This is a genomic window from Pseudomonas sp. BIGb0176, from assembly GCF_024810175.1.
Lineage (GTDB): Bacteria > Pseudomonadota > Gammaproteobacteria > Pseudomonadales > Pseudomonadaceae > Aquipseudomonas > Aquipseudomonas protegens.
Window position 1 is genome coordinate 1,146,691 of sequence record NZ_JANUEC010000001.1, and the last position, 15,117, is coordinate 1,161,807.

General features: G+C 63.8%; 13 protein-coding genes. 6 read left to right on the plus strand and 7 right to left on the minus strand.

Annotated elements, in window-relative coordinates; translation table 11 throughout:
• Positions 1-2: 2 nt before the first annotated feature.
• The 6 genes from M2395_RS04915 to M2395_RS04940 form a co-directional block, all read right to left on the minus strand.
• On the minus strand, positions 3-410 hold the full coding sequence (locus tag M2395_RS04915; RefSeq protein ID WP_053158737.1) for a TIGR03067 domain-containing protein: 408 nt from the start codon (positions 408-410) through the stop codon (positions 3-5).
• A 26-nt stretch (positions 411-436) separates the two neighbouring features.
• Entirely contained in the window at positions 437-1,084 is a 648-nt protein-coding gene (locus M2395_RS04920; protein ID WP_041118370.1) for a response regulator, read from the minus strand.
• A 74-nt stretch (positions 1,085-1,158) separates the two neighbouring features.
• Complete coding sequence (locus tag M2395_RS04925; protein ID WP_123430708.1) at positions 1,159-4,338, minus strand: hybrid sensor histidine kinase/response regulator; 3,180 nt, start codon at positions 4,336-4,338, stop codon at positions 1,159-1,161.
• Between the two features lie 106 nt (positions 4,339-4,444).
• Entirely contained in the window at positions 4,445-5,635 is a 1,191-nt protein-coding gene (locus tag M2395_RS04930; RefSeq protein WP_011061479.1) for an EAL domain-containing protein, read from the minus strand.
• A complete protein-coding gene (locus M2395_RS04935; RefSeq protein WP_123430709.1) occupies positions 5,622-8,459 on the minus strand; it encodes an ATP-binding protein in 2,838 nt (945 codons plus the stop codon). Before M2395_RS04935 ends, M2395_RS04930 begins: the two co-directional genes overlap by 14 nt.
• 202 nt (positions 8,460-8,661) lie before the next feature.
• The gene (locus M2395_RS04940; protein ID WP_123430710.1) at positions 8,662-9,483 is read right to left on the minus strand and encodes an aldo/keto reductase; all 822 of its coding nucleotides are present in this window, start codon (positions 9,481-9,483) and stop codon (positions 8,662-8,664) included.
• A 222-nt stretch (positions 9,484-9,705) separates the two neighbouring features.
• Between M2395_RS04940 and M2395_RS04945 the strand changes: the two genes are divergently transcribed.
• The 5 genes from M2395_RS04945 to M2395_RS04965 are packed head-to-tail and all read left to right on the plus strand — an operon-like array spanning position 9,706 to position 13,480.
• The gene (locus M2395_RS04945) at positions 9,706-9,921 is read left to right on the plus strand and encodes a molybdopterin-binding protein (protein WP_011061476.1); all 216 of its coding nucleotides are present in this window, start codon (positions 9,706-9,708) and stop codon (positions 9,919-9,921) included.
• Positions 9,922-9,962: 41 nt separating this feature from the next.
• On the plus strand, positions 9,963-11,000 hold the full coding sequence (locus tag M2395_RS04950; RefSeq protein WP_123430711.1) for an isopenicillin N synthase family oxygenase: 1,038 nt from the start codon (positions 9,963-9,965) through the stop codon (positions 10,998-11,000).
• Positions 11,001-11,028: 28 nt separating this feature from the next.
• Positions 11,029-11,838, plus strand: coding sequence for a MetQ/NlpA family ABC transporter substrate-binding protein (locus tag M2395_RS04955; RefSeq protein ID WP_011061474.1), 810 nt, complete (start codon positions 11,029-11,031; stop codon positions 11,836-11,838).
• Positions 11,835-12,812: a methionine ABC transporter ATP-binding protein gene (locus M2395_RS04960; RefSeq protein WP_011061473.1), complete on the plus strand. Its 978-nt coding sequence runs from the start codon at positions 11,835-11,837 to the stop codon at positions 12,810-12,812. Before M2395_RS04955 ends, M2395_RS04960 begins: the two co-directional genes overlap by 4 nt.
• The gene (locus M2395_RS04965) at positions 12,809-13,480 is read left to right on the plus strand and encodes a methionine ABC transporter permease (RefSeq protein ID WP_015635740.1); all 672 of its coding nucleotides are present in this window, start codon (positions 12,809-12,811) and stop codon (positions 13,478-13,480) included. Before M2395_RS04960 ends, M2395_RS04965 begins: the two co-directional genes overlap by 4 nt.
• An 18-nt stretch (positions 13,481-13,498) precedes the next feature.
• Here M2395_RS04965 and M2395_RS04970 read toward each other — a convergent pair whose 3' ends face one another.
• The gene (locus tag M2395_RS04970) at positions 13,499-14,410 is read right to left on the minus strand and encodes an AraC family transcriptional regulator (protein WP_041118355.1); all 912 of its coding nucleotides are present in this window, start codon (positions 14,408-14,410) and stop codon (positions 13,499-13,501) included.
• Positions 14,411-14,514: 104 nt separating this feature from the next.
• On the opposite strand from M2395_RS04970, the gene M2395_RS04975 reads away from it, so the two are divergent.
• A complete protein-coding gene (locus tag M2395_RS04975; protein WP_123430712.1) occupies positions 14,515-15,075 on the plus strand; it encodes a carboxymuconolactone decarboxylase family protein in 561 nt (186 codons plus the stop codon).
• Positions 15,076-15,117: the final 42 nt, after the last annotated feature.

Genomic DNA, 15,117 nt, shown 5'->3' on the forward strand with positions numbered 1-15,117 from the left:
GTTCAGGCCTGGCGAGCGCGGACAAAGCGGCGCAGGGTCTGGCCCGGGCCCGTGTGGAAATGGCTTGGCCGGGGTTGGCCGGCATCGGCGGCGATGAATACGAACTCATCGGCGCTCAGCTGGTAGCTGGCCGGCAGCGCCTGGCCGGCGTCCGCGCCCATGGAGTCGGTCCAGGTGATCGACTTGGGATGGGTGCTGCTGTCGAGGGTAAAGGTGCCGGCCAGCAGCAGTTCACCGGCCGGGGTCACCACGCGAAAATCCTGCCCTTCGATAAAGGTCAGGGCGCCGGGGGCGCTGTGTTCGTCCGGTGGGTTGAGCACGCCGCTGTCTTCCATCGCGATCTGTTCCCAGGCCCCTTGCAAGCGTTGCAGCTCCAGCAGGTCGGCGGCTTCGGGTGAAGTTAAATCCATTTTCAGGCAGTTCCTTGGGCTGGGAATCAGTTGAATATATTGCGGCCAATGCAGTAGGTCAGGAGATCCTGGTCGCTCTGCACCTCCAGTTTACGCATGGCGGAGATCTTCTGCGCGCTGATGGTCTTGGCGCTGCGGTTCTGGCTGCGGGCGATCTCGCTGACACTTTTGCCGGAAACGAACAGGCGCAGAATCTCGAACTCCTTGGGCGACAGGGTGGAGATGCGCTCGTCGATGGCGACATTGGATTCCAGCACCGAATTGGGGACCGGCTCCAGGCTGCGATACACGGCTTTCTGGGCAATGGCCTTGAGGGCGATCTGGATTTCTTCGTGCAACTGGCTCTTCTGGATCACCCCGACCACACCCAACTCCCGCAGGCGGGTGAGGATCAACTGATTGGAAATCATGGTCAGGATCAGGACCTGCACGTGCGGGAAGTTGCGCTTGAGGTATTCCACCAGCTTCAGGCCGTCACCGTAGGGCGAGTCCCCGGGCATGTTGTAGTCGGTGATGACCACATCCACCTGGCAGCTTTCCAGCTTCTGGATCAGGCCTTGGGAAGACAGGGTTTCGCCGACGATCTCGAAGCGATCATCACGCTCCATCAGCTCACGCACACCGAGCAACACGATAGGGTGATCGTCAGCGATGACTACTTTCAGTTTTTCCATGGCAAACACACCCTTGCAATACGCAAATTAGTAAAGGAGCTAGGGACCGTCGGTACATTAAACCCAGCAGGTCATTATTCAAGGGGCAACAGGAGTCTGGACAAGCGTTGCATCAGTTGCCTGGCCTGGGCTTGCAAATCCGCAGTGAGAGCACCTTCCAGCAATCGGCACTCCAGTTCGGCGCACGCCTTGGCCAGTGGGGCTGCCTGCACCGCCCCCATGGCGCCGGCGATGCTGTGCAGTCGCGCGGCGGCGATCTTGCCGGCGCCGCTGTCCAGCGCCTCGGCCAGCCGCCGCAGATCCTCGTGCATGGTACTGAGAAACAGCGGGCGCATTTTCTCGGTGACTTGAATCCGGTCGCCTTGCGCTGTGTCGGGGGGAGGCCGGGACGGTGCGGCCGGCGGAATGCTGGGCGGTGCGGTCGCGGTGCCGGTCGGGCACAACTTCGACAGATGCCCCCGTAGGGTCTGCAGGTTCATGGGTTTGACTATCCAGGTGTTCATGCCGGCGGTGAGGCAGCGGATGCCTTCCTCGCGCAATGCGTTGGCGGTGACGCCGATGATCGGCAGTTGCGGGTCACGGCGACGCAGCTCCCGCGCCAACTCGTAGCCGTTCATGAGTGGCATATTGACGTCGGTGATCACGATGTCGAAGCGCTGTGGCTGCCAGTGTTCCAGGGCCTGCCTGCCATTGGCCGACAGGGTCACCTGGCAGCCCAGGGCCTGCAGTTGTTCCTTGATGATTGCCTGGTTGATCGGGCTATGTTTGGCCACCAGGATGCGCAGGTTCAGTTGGCCCATGCGGCCGGCTCTCTGCTGTGTCTGACACAGGGGCAGGCCCTGGTGGGCCAGCACCGCGGCCTGGGCGATGGCGCGAATATCATGGGCGTCGACTTGCCAGGAGGTGGCCTGCGGCAGGCGACCACTACGGCCCCCGGAGACGGCACTGACGCATGGGCCAGGCCAGGAGGCCAGGCCATCCCGGGGCAGCATGTCGATGAGCACGCCAGTCTGCGGCTCGTCGTTCCAGCCGAGGGGGGCCGGATAGGCCGGCACTCCCAGGCGGCCGAGCCAGTCACAGGTGTTTTTCAGCAACTCCGGCACTGGAGCCCTGACATACACTGGCGCACCTTCGGGCCATGGCAGCAATGGCGGCAGCCCTCCTGGCAGGCAGCGCAGCGTCAGGCGCAAAGAGAAACTACTGCCCAGCCCCGGCTCGCTGGTCACCTGCATCTGCCCACCCATCATCTGGCACAGGCGCTCGCAGATCGCCAGCCCGAGGCCGGCCCCGGCTTCGTTGGAGGCGTCGCGTACCTGGAAGAAGGGGACGAACAGCTGGGGTTGCTGCTGGGCTGAAATGCCGATCCCGGTATCGGTGACCTGCCATTCGATACGGGCTTGCTGGTCGCGCAACTCCAGCACCCGGACCCGCAACACCACCCGGCCGCTGTCGGTGAACTTGATCGCATTGCTCAGCAGGTTGTTGAGAATCTGGCTGATTCGCGCGGCGTCCCCCAGCAACAGGTCCGGCAGGTTGGGGTCGATGCAGGCATAGAGCAACAGGCCGCGCCGCTGGGCAGAGCCAGCGTGGGCGTGCAAGACATCCTCCAGCATGTCCAGCGGGCAGAACTCCAGCGGATCGATGCTCATTTGTCCGGCCTCGATCCTGGAGACGTCGAGCACGTCGCTGATCAACTGGAACAGGGTGCTGGAGGAGCGCTGGATGGTCTGCAGGTAGTCGCTCTGGCGGCTGTCCAGGTGGGTCAGGCCTAGCAGTTCCAGGGTGCCGAGCACGCCGTACAACGGGGTGCGGATTTCATGGCTCATGGTGGCCAGGAACAGGGTCTTGGCGGTATTGGCGGCGTCCGCCGAGCGCCTGGCCCGGTCCAGCGCCTTGGCATCTTCCACATGCCGGGTGACATCGTTGAAGGCACACACCAGCACATCCTGGCGTTGGTAGCGGGTCGAGACGAACTCTACCTGCAGATAGCGCCCGTCGATGTCGAGGCTGGTTTCGCCGCCGTCGATCAGGCTGCGGTCCTGGGCCAGCCGAGACAGCAGTTGCGCCGTGCCTTGCCATTGCTCGGCCTGACGGTTCTGCAGGATAACCTGGAGGTTGTCGCGGCTCACCACGCATAGCCCCGAGGGAACGGTGTCGATGACCACACGGTTGAAGTCTTCGCTTTCATTGAGGCATTGCTGCGCCCGTTGTGCCGGGACCACCACCTTGTTGCGGTACCAGCGGCTGGCGGCCCAGCCGCAGGCGATGCTGCCTACCCCGAGGGCCAGCAGGCTCAGCATGGCCCACAGCGCGTAGTCGAGGTAGTTCCTGTAGCTGATGGCATAGAGCCCGGTCCACAACTGCGGAGTCTGGCTGGTCACCTTGACGATCATCCCCTGTAGGCCGAAGTTGAGGCCTTCACCCAGCACGTCGGCAGGCGCCGGGTCGCCGGTGAGGGCGGTGCCGGAAGGCTCGATGAGGGTGAAGTCGTCGTAGATCGACCAGTGTCTGGTGTGCTCGAGGTAATCGAGGTCATCCAGGCTCAGCAGTGACGCGACCACGCTCCAGTCGTTGCCTCCCTGGACATCCAGCAGTGGAGCCGGCTCATGCAGGTTGGTGTACGCGAGGAACCTGGTCGGTAGAGCTTCCGACGCGGGCGGCCTGTACTGTTGCCAATGGATCTGGTGGTCGGCAAAGCCGTCGCTCTTCACGAGCTGCTGGTGCAGCACCTGGTCTGCCACCTTGGTGTCGGGCGCGGTGTTTTCCCCGGGGTGGCTGATGTCGAAATGGCCGAAGGTGTTGAACACAAAGGTTCGCGGAGCGACATGCTGCGAGCCTGACCAGAAGGCGCTGTAGAAGCTCGACAGTTGTAGCTCCAGGGCGAACACCCTGGGCAGCTCGCCGGCCGCCGGCTGTTGGGGGTACAAGCTCAGGCTGAAGGGCGTTGCGAAGGGGGATTGCTGGCCTGCGGTGGGCGGGAAGGCTTGCAGGTTCAGGTGATGAGGGGCGTCGAGGCTCAGGGCGTCGATCGAATGGCGCGCGGCCAGGCGTTTGAGAAACAGCTCCTGCTCCTGGATGTTCTCCATCAGTTGGGCGAAATGTAAGCGCACGTTGCTGTTCTGTTCATCGAACAGACGCTCGAGGGTCCAGTACAGGGTGGCGAACAGCAGCAGCGCCAGGCCCAGCAGTATGCCCATGTTCAATCGGGGCAAGCTGCGAGCCAGGTTCTGCAGCAAGGTGCTGCTTTCTTTCATCACTGATTTCCCAAACACATATAAGGGCCCTGCCGAGATTCCTATCTCTGGGGCAGGACCGTCAGCGATGAGTGACTGTTGCGCGGGCAGGCAATGGGTTCATCGGTTAATACACCGTGGCCGGCCCGTCTTGGGCCAGCAGTTGCTGAAACTGTTGCGAGGAGACCGCATGGGAAATCAGGAAGCCCTGCACCTGGGTGCAGTCGATCTTGCGCAACAGAGCCAGTTCGTGGGCGCTTTCCACGCCTTCGGCGACGACCGTCAGGCCCAGTTGCCGGCCCAGGGCGATGATGCAGGTCAGGGCCTGGGCTATTTCTTCATTGTTGTGACAGCCCTGGACCAGCCCCCGGTCGATCTTCAATTCGGTGAAGGGTGTCGATACCAGGTTCATGTAGGAGCTGTAGCCCTTGCCGAAGTCGTCCTGGGACAGGCCGAAGCCCTTGATGCGCAGGCGGCAGGCTCCGGCGTAGAAGTTGCTGATGTGCTCCGGGGTCGAACATTCCATGAGTTCGAAGCAGATCCTGGCCGGCACACCGTTGTGCTGGATCACGAAGTCGTACAGGCGGTCGGCCAGGTCGGCGCTGTTGAGCAGGTGGGTCGGCAGGTTGATGGACACCGGGATGTCATAGCCGTCTTCGCGCCAGTGCACCTGGGCCTCAAGGGCCTGCTCCAGGATCAGCCACAGTAGTTCTTCTTCGAGGCGGGCCACGGTGAGTGCCGGCAGGAAGTCGCAAGGCAGGAGCATGCCGTGTTGTGGGTGGATCCAGCGCACCAGGGCTTCGGCGGCGACGATGCGACCGTTGTTCAAGGCTTTCTTGGGTTGGAACCAGGCCTGGATCTGCCCGTTGCGCAGGGCTTCACGCAGGGTCTCTGGGCTGCATTCGACCCCGATCTGTGGGGGGCTGCTGTCATTGGCGAGTCCTGGCAACTGAGCGGTGAGTGCACGCAGTGCAGCCAGGTTCACGGGTTTGGAAATCAACCCGATGACCTTCAGCCCCAGGTTGCGGGCCACCAGGCTGGCGCCCATCAGCATGCGCCGGGATGACGCACTCATGATCGCCAGGGCCGGGCGCACGCGATGGGTGGCCAGGCTCTGGATGAACTGCACGCCATCCATGCCGGGCATCAGCAGGTCTGTCAGTACCAGGTCGAAGTGCCGCTGCTTGAGGCGTTCCAGCGCTTCTTTGCCGCTGCTTGCCACCTCCAGCTGGTAGGGCCCCAGCTCGTTGAACAAGTGTTGCAGGTACATGTACTGAAACGGCTGATCTTCGACGATCAAAATGCTACAGGACTTCATGGGGGGCTCTTTCATAGGGCGCCAGATAGTTGAACAACGCTCTTAATGCAAAGGGCTTCACCAGGCAGTGGTTCATCCCGGCTGCAAGACAGAGCTCTTCTTCTCCGCGCATTGCATTGGCCGTTGCCCCGATGATGGGGATCGAACAGCCTTGACGCCGAAGCTCCTGGGCCAGTTCATAACCGTTGAGTTTCGGCATGTTCACATCGGTCAGCACAACGTTGAAACGACCGGCCTTCCAGATGCAGAGGGCCTCTTCACCGTTCGAGGCCAGCTCCACGCTGCACCCCAGTTCTTCCAGTTGATCCTTGAGGATCAACTGGTTGATCACGTTGTCTTCGGCCACCAGGACATGCAGGCTGAGCTTTTTCAGCTCGCGGTGATCGGAGTGATCCTCGCTCTGGGCCACCCAGACCCCCTGGGCCTGGCTGACGGCCTGATGGATCGCCCGCAGGTTGTTGGTGTTGATCTGCCAACTGCCGCCGTCGATCCGCGGTTCGTTATGGCCATCGCCGCTGGCGAGCACCAGGGGGCCCTGCCAGTCGGGTTCCAGCCGCTGCTCCACGCTGCCGGGGTGTAGTTCGATCAGTACATTGCCCCGGGCCCGGTCGGACGGGCTCGGCAGGCTGAACTGGGCCCGGGCACCCCAGCGGCGCAGCCAGCCCGCCACCGATTCGGCCAGTTCACGCACCGGGGACACCACATAGACCATCTCCGGCAGCAATGGGCTGATCAGCGGGGTGTCGCCCTGCACGGCCGAGGCCTCCAGCGGCAGAGTCAGGGTGAAGCTGCTGCCCAGGCCGAGCTCGCTGACCATGCGGATATTGCCGTTCATCAATTGGGTCAGGCGCTGGCAGATCGGCAAGCCCAGGCCGGTGCCGGCGATCACGTTGGTGTTGCCTTCGGTCTGGTAGAAGGGCTCGAAGATCAGTGTCTGGTCGTCCTGGGCAATGCCCCGGCCGGTGTCGGAAACCTGCCAGAGGATGTTGCTGCGCTCGCCATCGCGGCTTTCGGTGCGGACCCGCAGGACAATGCGCCCGGTATCGGTGAACTTGACCGCGTTGTTCAGCAGGTTGCTGAGGATCTGGCGGATCCGGGTGACATCGCCGAGCAGGATCTCCGGCAACTGCGGGTCGACACAGGCATAGAACTGCAGGCCCTTGGCCTGGGCGGCCGCCGCGTAGCCCTGGATGATCTCGTGCACCAGATCCAGGGAGGAGAATTCGCTGAGCTCCAGGGCCAGTTGCCCGGCTTCGATCTTGGACACGTCGAGCACGTCGCAGATCAACTGCAGCAGCGTACCGGAAGAGCCTTCTATGGCTTGCAGGTAATCCTTCTGCTGGTTGTCCAGCTGGGTCCGCGACAGCAGCTCCAGGGTGCCGAGCACGCCATACAGTGGCGTGCGGATCTCGTGGCTCATGGTGGCCAGGAACAGGGTCTTGGCTTCATTGGCGGTATCGGCCAGGCGCTTGGCTTCTTCCAGCGCCGCCTCGATCTGCTTGCGAGCGCTGATATCGCTGAAGGCGCAGAACAGCACGTCCTCACCGTTGTAGCGAGTGGGGGCGGAGCTGAGGTACAGATGGCGCCCGTCGGCGGTTTCAAAGTAGTCCGAGCTGTTGGGGCGGGCCGGGTCGAAGGCCTGCTCGATCCACCCGGAACACAGCTGGTCGCGTTCGCTGCCGTTGCCCAGCCATTGCTGGGACAGGGTGTTTTCCAGCACCACCCGGCCATCGCTGCGGCGCAATACACAGAGTGCCACCGGGGCGATCTGGATCACGTCGCGGCTGAAGGCCTCGCTTTCGACCAGGGCCTGGATCCGGTGCAGGGCGGGGGCGATCAGGCGCACTTCGACCCAGTGGGTCAGCAGGCCGATCAGAGCCATGCCGGTCAGGCTGATGAGCAGCGCCGCCAGCAACTGCGGCCAGAGGCTCTTGAGCAGGTTCTGCAGGTCGAAGGAGTACACCAGCTGCCAGTCGGTAGCCCCCAGCTGCTTGCGGATCACCAGATGGTCGGGCCACCAGCGGCCGCCGAGAAAGCCGAAGAAACTGCCGCCCTGAACGTGCTGTACGTCGGCGCTCAGTCGGGCACTGGGCGCACTGCTGAAAATCAGCCCGCCCTGGGAATTGAACATCATGAAATCCCCGGCGCTCTGGTCGCTGAGGGCGGCGGAGACGCTCTTGCCGTCCATCTCCAGGCCAAGCCAGCCGGAGTGGGCGAAGCGTTCGTCAAGGCGAGTGAAGATGTACAGATGGGCGCCCGCCGCGGAGTTGTCCATCAGCCAAAGTTCTTCGCCGACAGGGATCTGCTCGGGCTTCAGAGCGATCAGCTTGTCCAGCAACCCGCCGGGCAGATCGCTGGTCTGTGGCCGGGTGCTGAACAGGCGTTGCACCTGCAGATCGCGGGTGCCGGGAATGTAGAGCAGGTTCAGTTGCTTGTTTTGCAGGTAGTTGCGCATGCGCAGGGTCAGCCAGATCCCCCACTGGTTGCCCTGCGGTCCACCCAGTTGCAGGTACGTCTCTTCTTGGGAGGCACCGCTGGCGCCTGGGGGGCTGATATGTTCCCCAGGGTCGTAGACCGCCGCCAGGCTCAGGCTTTCCAACAGGGCCGAGCGGCTGGTGAAGAATGCCTGGGCCTCGGCAATGGCGCTGCTCATGTGGCTTTGCCGTTGTGAGAGTTCGTTGTGCAGGCTGGAGCGAAGAAAGTTGTAGACCGCGCCGAACAGGCCGACCAGAAAAATCAGCGCCACGACACGAAGCAGCCGGCGGGCTGCTTCAGGACTGGAAAATAGGGGATTGATCTGATGCAGGTAGCTTTTTAATCTCATGCGCCAACTGTAATTGGGGGCATGCCAAGCAGGGATCAGACAATTCTTAAATCGCCGGGTACAAAGTAGGTTTGTGGCACTTACAGTGTTCAGGCACTTCCTTATCCGTCGAACCTCGCAACTTTCCTCGCCTGTTCATTTTTTCAATGACTATCGTGCAGCCTTCGCGGTTTGAAAAATGCTCGTTGCGTCGGTGTTGTGCCTAGACCATTTCCAGGCGCTGCTTGCGCCGTGGCGGAGCAAACACCTGATCCAGGGCCTGCAGGTCCTCGTCGGGCAATTGCAATTGGCCGGCCTGGGCATTCTGACGGATGTGTGCCGGGCGCACCGCCTTGGGAATCACCAGCACGCCGTCCCGGCGCAGCAGCCAGGCCAGTGCCACCTGGGCCGCGGTGACCCCATGGCGCTGGGCGACCTGCAGCAGCACCGGTTCGGCCAGCAAAGCGCCACCCTGGCCGATCGGGCAATAGGCCATGAGCGGCATCCGCCGTTGCTGGCAGGCGGGCAGCAGGTCGAACTCGATACCCCGGGACTCCAGGTTGTACAGCACCTGGTTGGTAGCGCAGGCCGGGGAGTCGAGTTCGTCCAGGTCGGCCACATCGAAGTTGGAGACTCCCCAGCGGCGGATCTTGCCGGCTTCGCGCAGGCGCTCCAGGGCGTCGACGGTTTCCGCCAAGGGATACTGGCCGCGCCAGTGCAGCAGGTACAGGTCGATGAAGTCGCTGCCCAGGCGTTTCAGGCTGCGCTCGCAGGCCAGGGGCAGGCCTTTGCGACTGGCGTTGTGGGGGTAGACCTTGCTCACCAGGAACACCTGGTCGCGGCGCCCGGCAATGGCCTGGCCGACCACTTCCTCGGCGCCGCCTTCGCCGTACATCTCCGCGGTGTCGATCAGGGTCAGGCCCAGGTCGATGCCGGTGCGCAGGGCAGCGACTTCCTGATCTCGCAGGTGGCGGTCCTCGCCCATCCGCCAAGTGCCCTGGCCAATCACCGGAACCTGCGTGTCTGCCAGCATCAACGTGCGCATGCTTACCTCCTGGTATCTGTCGAAAGTGATCAGTGCAGGGCACAGGGAAGCAAAGCCGGCGGGCAGGGTCAAGGCTGCGCGAGGGCGGGAGGCTGGGTCTTTTATATTCCTAAAAGAAATAACTATCTAATTATTTATTCCTTTTAAGGCTTTTGCCAAAGGCGCATGTTTAGCCCCAGCCGCTCAACTCCTGAGCCCGGTGCCAGCAAAGGACTTTTCAGCATGACCATTCAAGCGATCAACGTACGCAACCAGTTCAAGGGCGTGATCAAGGAGATCCACGAAGGCCAGGTGGTTTCGGAAATCGACGTGCAGACCGCCTCGGGCATTGTCACTTCGGTGATCACCACCCGCTCGGTGCGCGACCTGGAACTCAAGGTCGGCAGCGAAGTGATCGCCTTCGTCAAGTCCACCGAAGTCTCCATCGCCAAGCTCTGAGCCGCACCTGCGGACATCGTCCATTCACAGGGGAGTGAAGCATGCCGCACTCGCTGGATATCACCGCGCTGCCGGTCCTGGACCTGAGCCAATTGCAGGGCAACCCGGAGCAGCGTCGGATCTTTCTCGACGGCTTGCGCCAGGCGGCGCGGGACGTGGGTTTCTTTTACCTGACCGGGCACGGAGTCGACAGCGGCCTGCTGCGCCGGGTGCAGGACCAGGCGCGGGCGTTCTTTGCCTTGCCCGAGGCCGACAAGGCGGCCGTGGGCATGATCCACTCGCCGCACTTTCGCGGCTATAACCAGGCGGCTTCGGAGATCACCCGGGGCCAGCCGGACCTGCGGGAACAGTTCGACCTGGGGGCCGAGCGCCAGGCCTTGCCCCTGGATCCCCACAGCCCGCCCTGGACCCGCTTGCAGGGCCCCAACCAATGGCCGGCGCAACTGCCGGCGTTCAAGCCCGTGCTGCTGGAGTGGCAGCAGGCAATGACCGGCATGTCCCTGCGCCTGTTGCGCGGCTTTGCCCAGGCATTGTCACTGCCGGAACAGGCCTTTGATGGGCTGTACGGCGAACGGCCCAACGAGCACATCAAGCTGATCCGCTACCCTGGCCGCGCGCCGGGGCAGAGCAACCAGGGCGTGGGAGCCCACAAGGATTCCGGGTTCCTCAGCTTTCTGCTGCAGGACCAGCAGGCCGGCCTGCAGGTGGAAGTGGAGGAGGGCCGCTGGATCGACGCGCCGCCCCGGGACAACACCCTGGTGGTGAACATCGGCGAGCTGCTGGAACTGGCCACCCACGGCTATCTGCGCGCCACCGTGCACCGGGTGCAGTCGCCGCCCGCGGATCGCCAGCGGCTGTCCATCGCGTTTTTCCTCGGTGCCCAACTCGATGCCCGGGTGCCGCTGTATCCCTTGCCCGAAGCCTTGTTGCGCGAAGCCCGGGGCCCGGCCAGCGACCCCGACAACCCGCTATTTCGCGAAGTGGGCTGGAACTACCTCAAGGGCCGCCTGCGTTCGCATCCGGACGTGGCCCGGCGTTTCTACCCCGATGCCCTGGTGCCCAAGGCACTGAGTGCCTGACCTTCATCCGCTGCTCAAGGACACTGCCATGCTGAAGAACACCGTCTTGACCCTGGCGTTGCTGGCCAGCCTGGGGGCGGCCCTGCCGACCACTGCGGCGCAGCCGTTGCGGGTAGCCGCCGACCCGGTGCCCCATGCCGAGATCCTCGCCTACGTACAAAAACTCGACCCGCAATTGCAGCTCAAGATCATCGAGATTCCCAATGGCGTGAACTCCAACGAACTGCTGGCCCACGGCGATGTGGACGCCAACTACTTCCAGCACCTGCCGTACCTCAAGTCTCAGGAACAGGCCCTGGGCCAGCCCTTCGCCGTGGCTGCCAGCGTGCACATCGAGCCCCTGGGGATCTATTCCAAGCGTCACCAGCGCTTCGAGCAGTTGCCCCAGGGCGCCAGCGTCGCGGTGCCCAACAATGTCACCAACCTCAGCCGCGCGCTGTACCTGTTGCAGAGCTACCAGTTGATCCGCCTCAAGCCCGGTTTCACCGACCCGGCCCGGGATCAGGCGACCCCCAGGGACATCGCCGACAACCCGAAACAGCTGAAGATCCTGGAGATCGAATCGCCGCAGATCCCCCGGGCCCTGGACGACGTGGACCTGGCGGTGATCAATGGCAACTACGCCCTGGAGGCCGGGCTGGTGCCGGCCAAGGATGCCCTGGGCCTGGAAAAGGCCGAGCACAATCCCTACGCCAACATCCTGGTGACCACCCCCAAGCTGCAGGATGACCCGCGCATCCGTCAGTTGGCCAAGGACCTCAACTCGCCGGAAGTAGCGGCGTTCATTACCCGGACCTACTCGGGCTCGGTGATTCCCGTCACGGACCGCCAGCCATGATCGAGGTCCAGCAGCTTTGCAAGGTCTACGGCGAAGGCCAGCCCGCGGCACTGGATCGGGTTTCGCTGACGGTTCCCGACAGGGCGGTGTACGGCATTCTCGGGCGCAGCGGCGCCGGCAAGTCGACCCTGTTGCGCTGCCTGAACCTGCTGGAGCGGCCCAGCAGCGGGCGCATCCTGATGGACGGCCAGGACCTTGGCGCCTTGTCCGCGAGCGAGCTGCGCCGGCAGCGCCAGGGCATCGGCATGATCTTCCAGGGCTTCAACCTGCTGCATTCGCGCACGGTTGAGGACAACGTCGCGGTGCCTCTGGAAATTGCCGGCCTGGGCAAAAGCCAGCGCCGCGCGCGGGTTCTGGAACTGCTGGAACTGGTGGGTCTTGGCGACAAGGCCCAGGCCTATCCTTCGCAACTGTCCGGTGGCCAGAAGCAGCGGGTGGGCATCGCCCGGGCCCTGGCCGCCGGGCCGCGTTACCTGCTGTCGGATGAGGCCACCAGCGCCCTGGACCCGGAAACCACGGCGTCGATCCTGCAATTGCTGGCGCAGATCAACCGCGAGCTGGGGCTGACCATTGTGCTGATCACCCACGAGCTGGAAGTGGTCAAGGCCATTTGCAGCCACGCCGCGTCCCTGGCGGGCGGCCGGCTGATGGAGAGCGGGGCGGTGGCCGAACTGCTGGGCAACCCGCAGTCGGCCCTGGGCCGGGCGCTGTTGCCGGGCTACAACCTGCCGTTCAACGGCAGCCAGCCCCAGGCCGAACTGACCTTTTTCGACAACCAGCGCGCGGCGCCGCTGCTGGAGCAACTGAGCCGCCAGCAGGCGCTGGAGCTCAAGGTCCTGGCCGGTGGTGTCGAAGCGGTAGGCGGCCGGCGGGTAGGGCGCCTGCGCATCGCCGCCGCCCCCGCCGACGCCGGCAAATTCCAACAACTGCTGACGGCCCTGGCCCAGCGAGGAATTCGGAGTGAACGCCTGTGAACCGCAGCCTCGATTGGCAGGAACTGGCGCAGCTGCTGCTGACTGCCACGGGTGAAACCCTGTACATGGTGCTGCTGGCCTCGCTGTTCACCCTGTTGATCGGCCTGCCCCTGGGGGTGCTGCTGTTCATCAGCCGCAAGGGCGGCCTGTACCCCATGCCAAGGCTCAACCGGCTGTTGGGCGGGCTGGTCAATCTGGGGCGCTCGCTGCCCTTCGTGGTGCTGCTGATTGCGCTGATCCCCCTGACCCGGCTGGTGGTGGGCACCACCCTGGGCAGCACTGCCGCGGTGGTGCCCATCACCATCGGCGCCTTTCCGTTTTTTGCGCGGATCGTCGAGAACGCCCTGGATGAAGTGGACCGCGGTCGGGTCGAGGCGATCCTGGCCATGGGCGGGCACATCGGCCATGTGATCTTCAAGGCGCTGCTGCCGGAAGCCTTGCCGGCCCTGCTGGCAGGGCTGACCCTGACCCTGGTGATGCTGATCGGTTTTTCCTCCATGGCCGGCGTCATCGGCGGTGGCGGCCTGGGGGACCTGGCGATCCGCTACGGCTATCAGCGGTTCAACAACCAGATCATGGTGGCCACGGTGCTGGTCCTGGTGCTGCTGGTACAGGGGGTACAGAGCTGCGGCGACCGCCTGGTGCGGGCCCTGGCCCATCGCCGCTGAGTACATTCGGGGCGCGTTTCAGCGCCCTTCGTGCTGCTTGCGATAGGCCCCGGGCTGCAGGCCCACGGCCTTGGTGAAGGCCCGGGTGAAGGCGGCGATCGACTGATAGCCCACGGCGGCGCCCACTTGCTCCACTGTCTGGTTGGCCTTGAGCAACTGGCAGGCGTGGCGCATGCGCAGGGCCAGCAGTACCTGCCCCGGGGATTGCCCGGCCAGTTCATTGAACCGCTTGAAGAACGCCGAGCGCGAAAGCCCGGTCAGGGCCGCCATGCTTTCCAGGGGCCAGGCTTCTCCGGGGCGCTGGATCAACTGCTCCAGCAGCGGTGCAAACCCCGGGTGGCGGGCCAGGGCCACCAGGCCGCCGAGGTCCTGGTTGGCGTTGACCTGTTGGCGCAGCACATACAAAAACAGCAGATGGCTCAGGCGTTCCAGCAGCGCCGAGGAGGGCACCGGGGTGCGCTGGCATTCTTCGAGAATCAGCTGGAACAGCGCCCGGGCTGCGCTCAGGGACGGGTCGCCGGCCCTCAGGATGAGCCAGCCCGGCAGGCTGTCGATGATCAGCGAGGACAGCCCGGGCTTGAAATGGAAAAAGCCGCAGACCAGCCCCACACCGTCCTGGGCTCCCGGCTCCAGGGGCACCATGGGCGTGCGCGGCAGTTGCTGCGCCGCTTCAGCTTGCTGGGCACTGGACAGCCGGTAGCCCAGGTCCTGCAGCAGGAATACCGCGTCCCCGGCATCCAGGCGCAGGGCCTGGGGCGCGCCGTCGATATGCAGCCAGCAATGGCCCTGGACGATCAGGTGGAAGCTGGCCCGGGCCAGGCCCTGGGTGCTGGCGTGCCAGCCTCCGCAGTAGCGTCCGACGTGAAACAGGCTGGCATCGAGTTCCAGGCCTTCTAATAACCAATCAACCAGTGGGCTTGACGAAATCATCTAAGGGAAACACTCAGAAGCAAGTAATCGCTACTTTAGAATATGGATCGGAATTCTTATAACCAACAGACTTGACGCACACCTACACAGCAGGAGTCCACTCCATGTCCCGCGTCACTCTACACACCTTGCACACGGCTCCAGAAGCCGCTCGGCCCTTTCTTGAGAACGCGCTGAAGAACTCGGGCTTTATCCCCAATCTGCTGGGCATCCTGGCCAATGCCCCGGCGGCCCTGGAAACCTACGTCACGGTGTCCGCCCTCAACGGCAAGGCCCAGTTGAGCCTGGCGGAGCGTGAAGTGGTGCAATTGGTGGCCGCCACCACCCATGGCTGCGATTTCTGTGTCGCAGGTCATACCTCGGTGGCCCTGAACAAGGCCAAACTTGCGGACCCGGTGGTCAGCGCCCTGCGCGAGCAGAGCACCTTGCCCGAAGCCCGGCTGGAAGCCCTGGCGGCATTTGCCCGGGAAGTGATCGCCACCCGGGGCAAGGTCAGCGACGCCGGCTATGCCCAGTTCAAGGCGGCAGGATACAGCGAAGGCAATGCCCTGGAAGTGATCCTGGGCGTCAGCCTGGCCACCCTGTGCAACTTCGCCAACGTGTTCGCCGGCACTGAACTGAACCCCGAGCTGGCCAAGTATCGCTGGTCAGTGCAAGGTCAATGAGCCAGGGCGCCGGCGGTTGCGCGGCGCCCCCTTTCAAGGAGA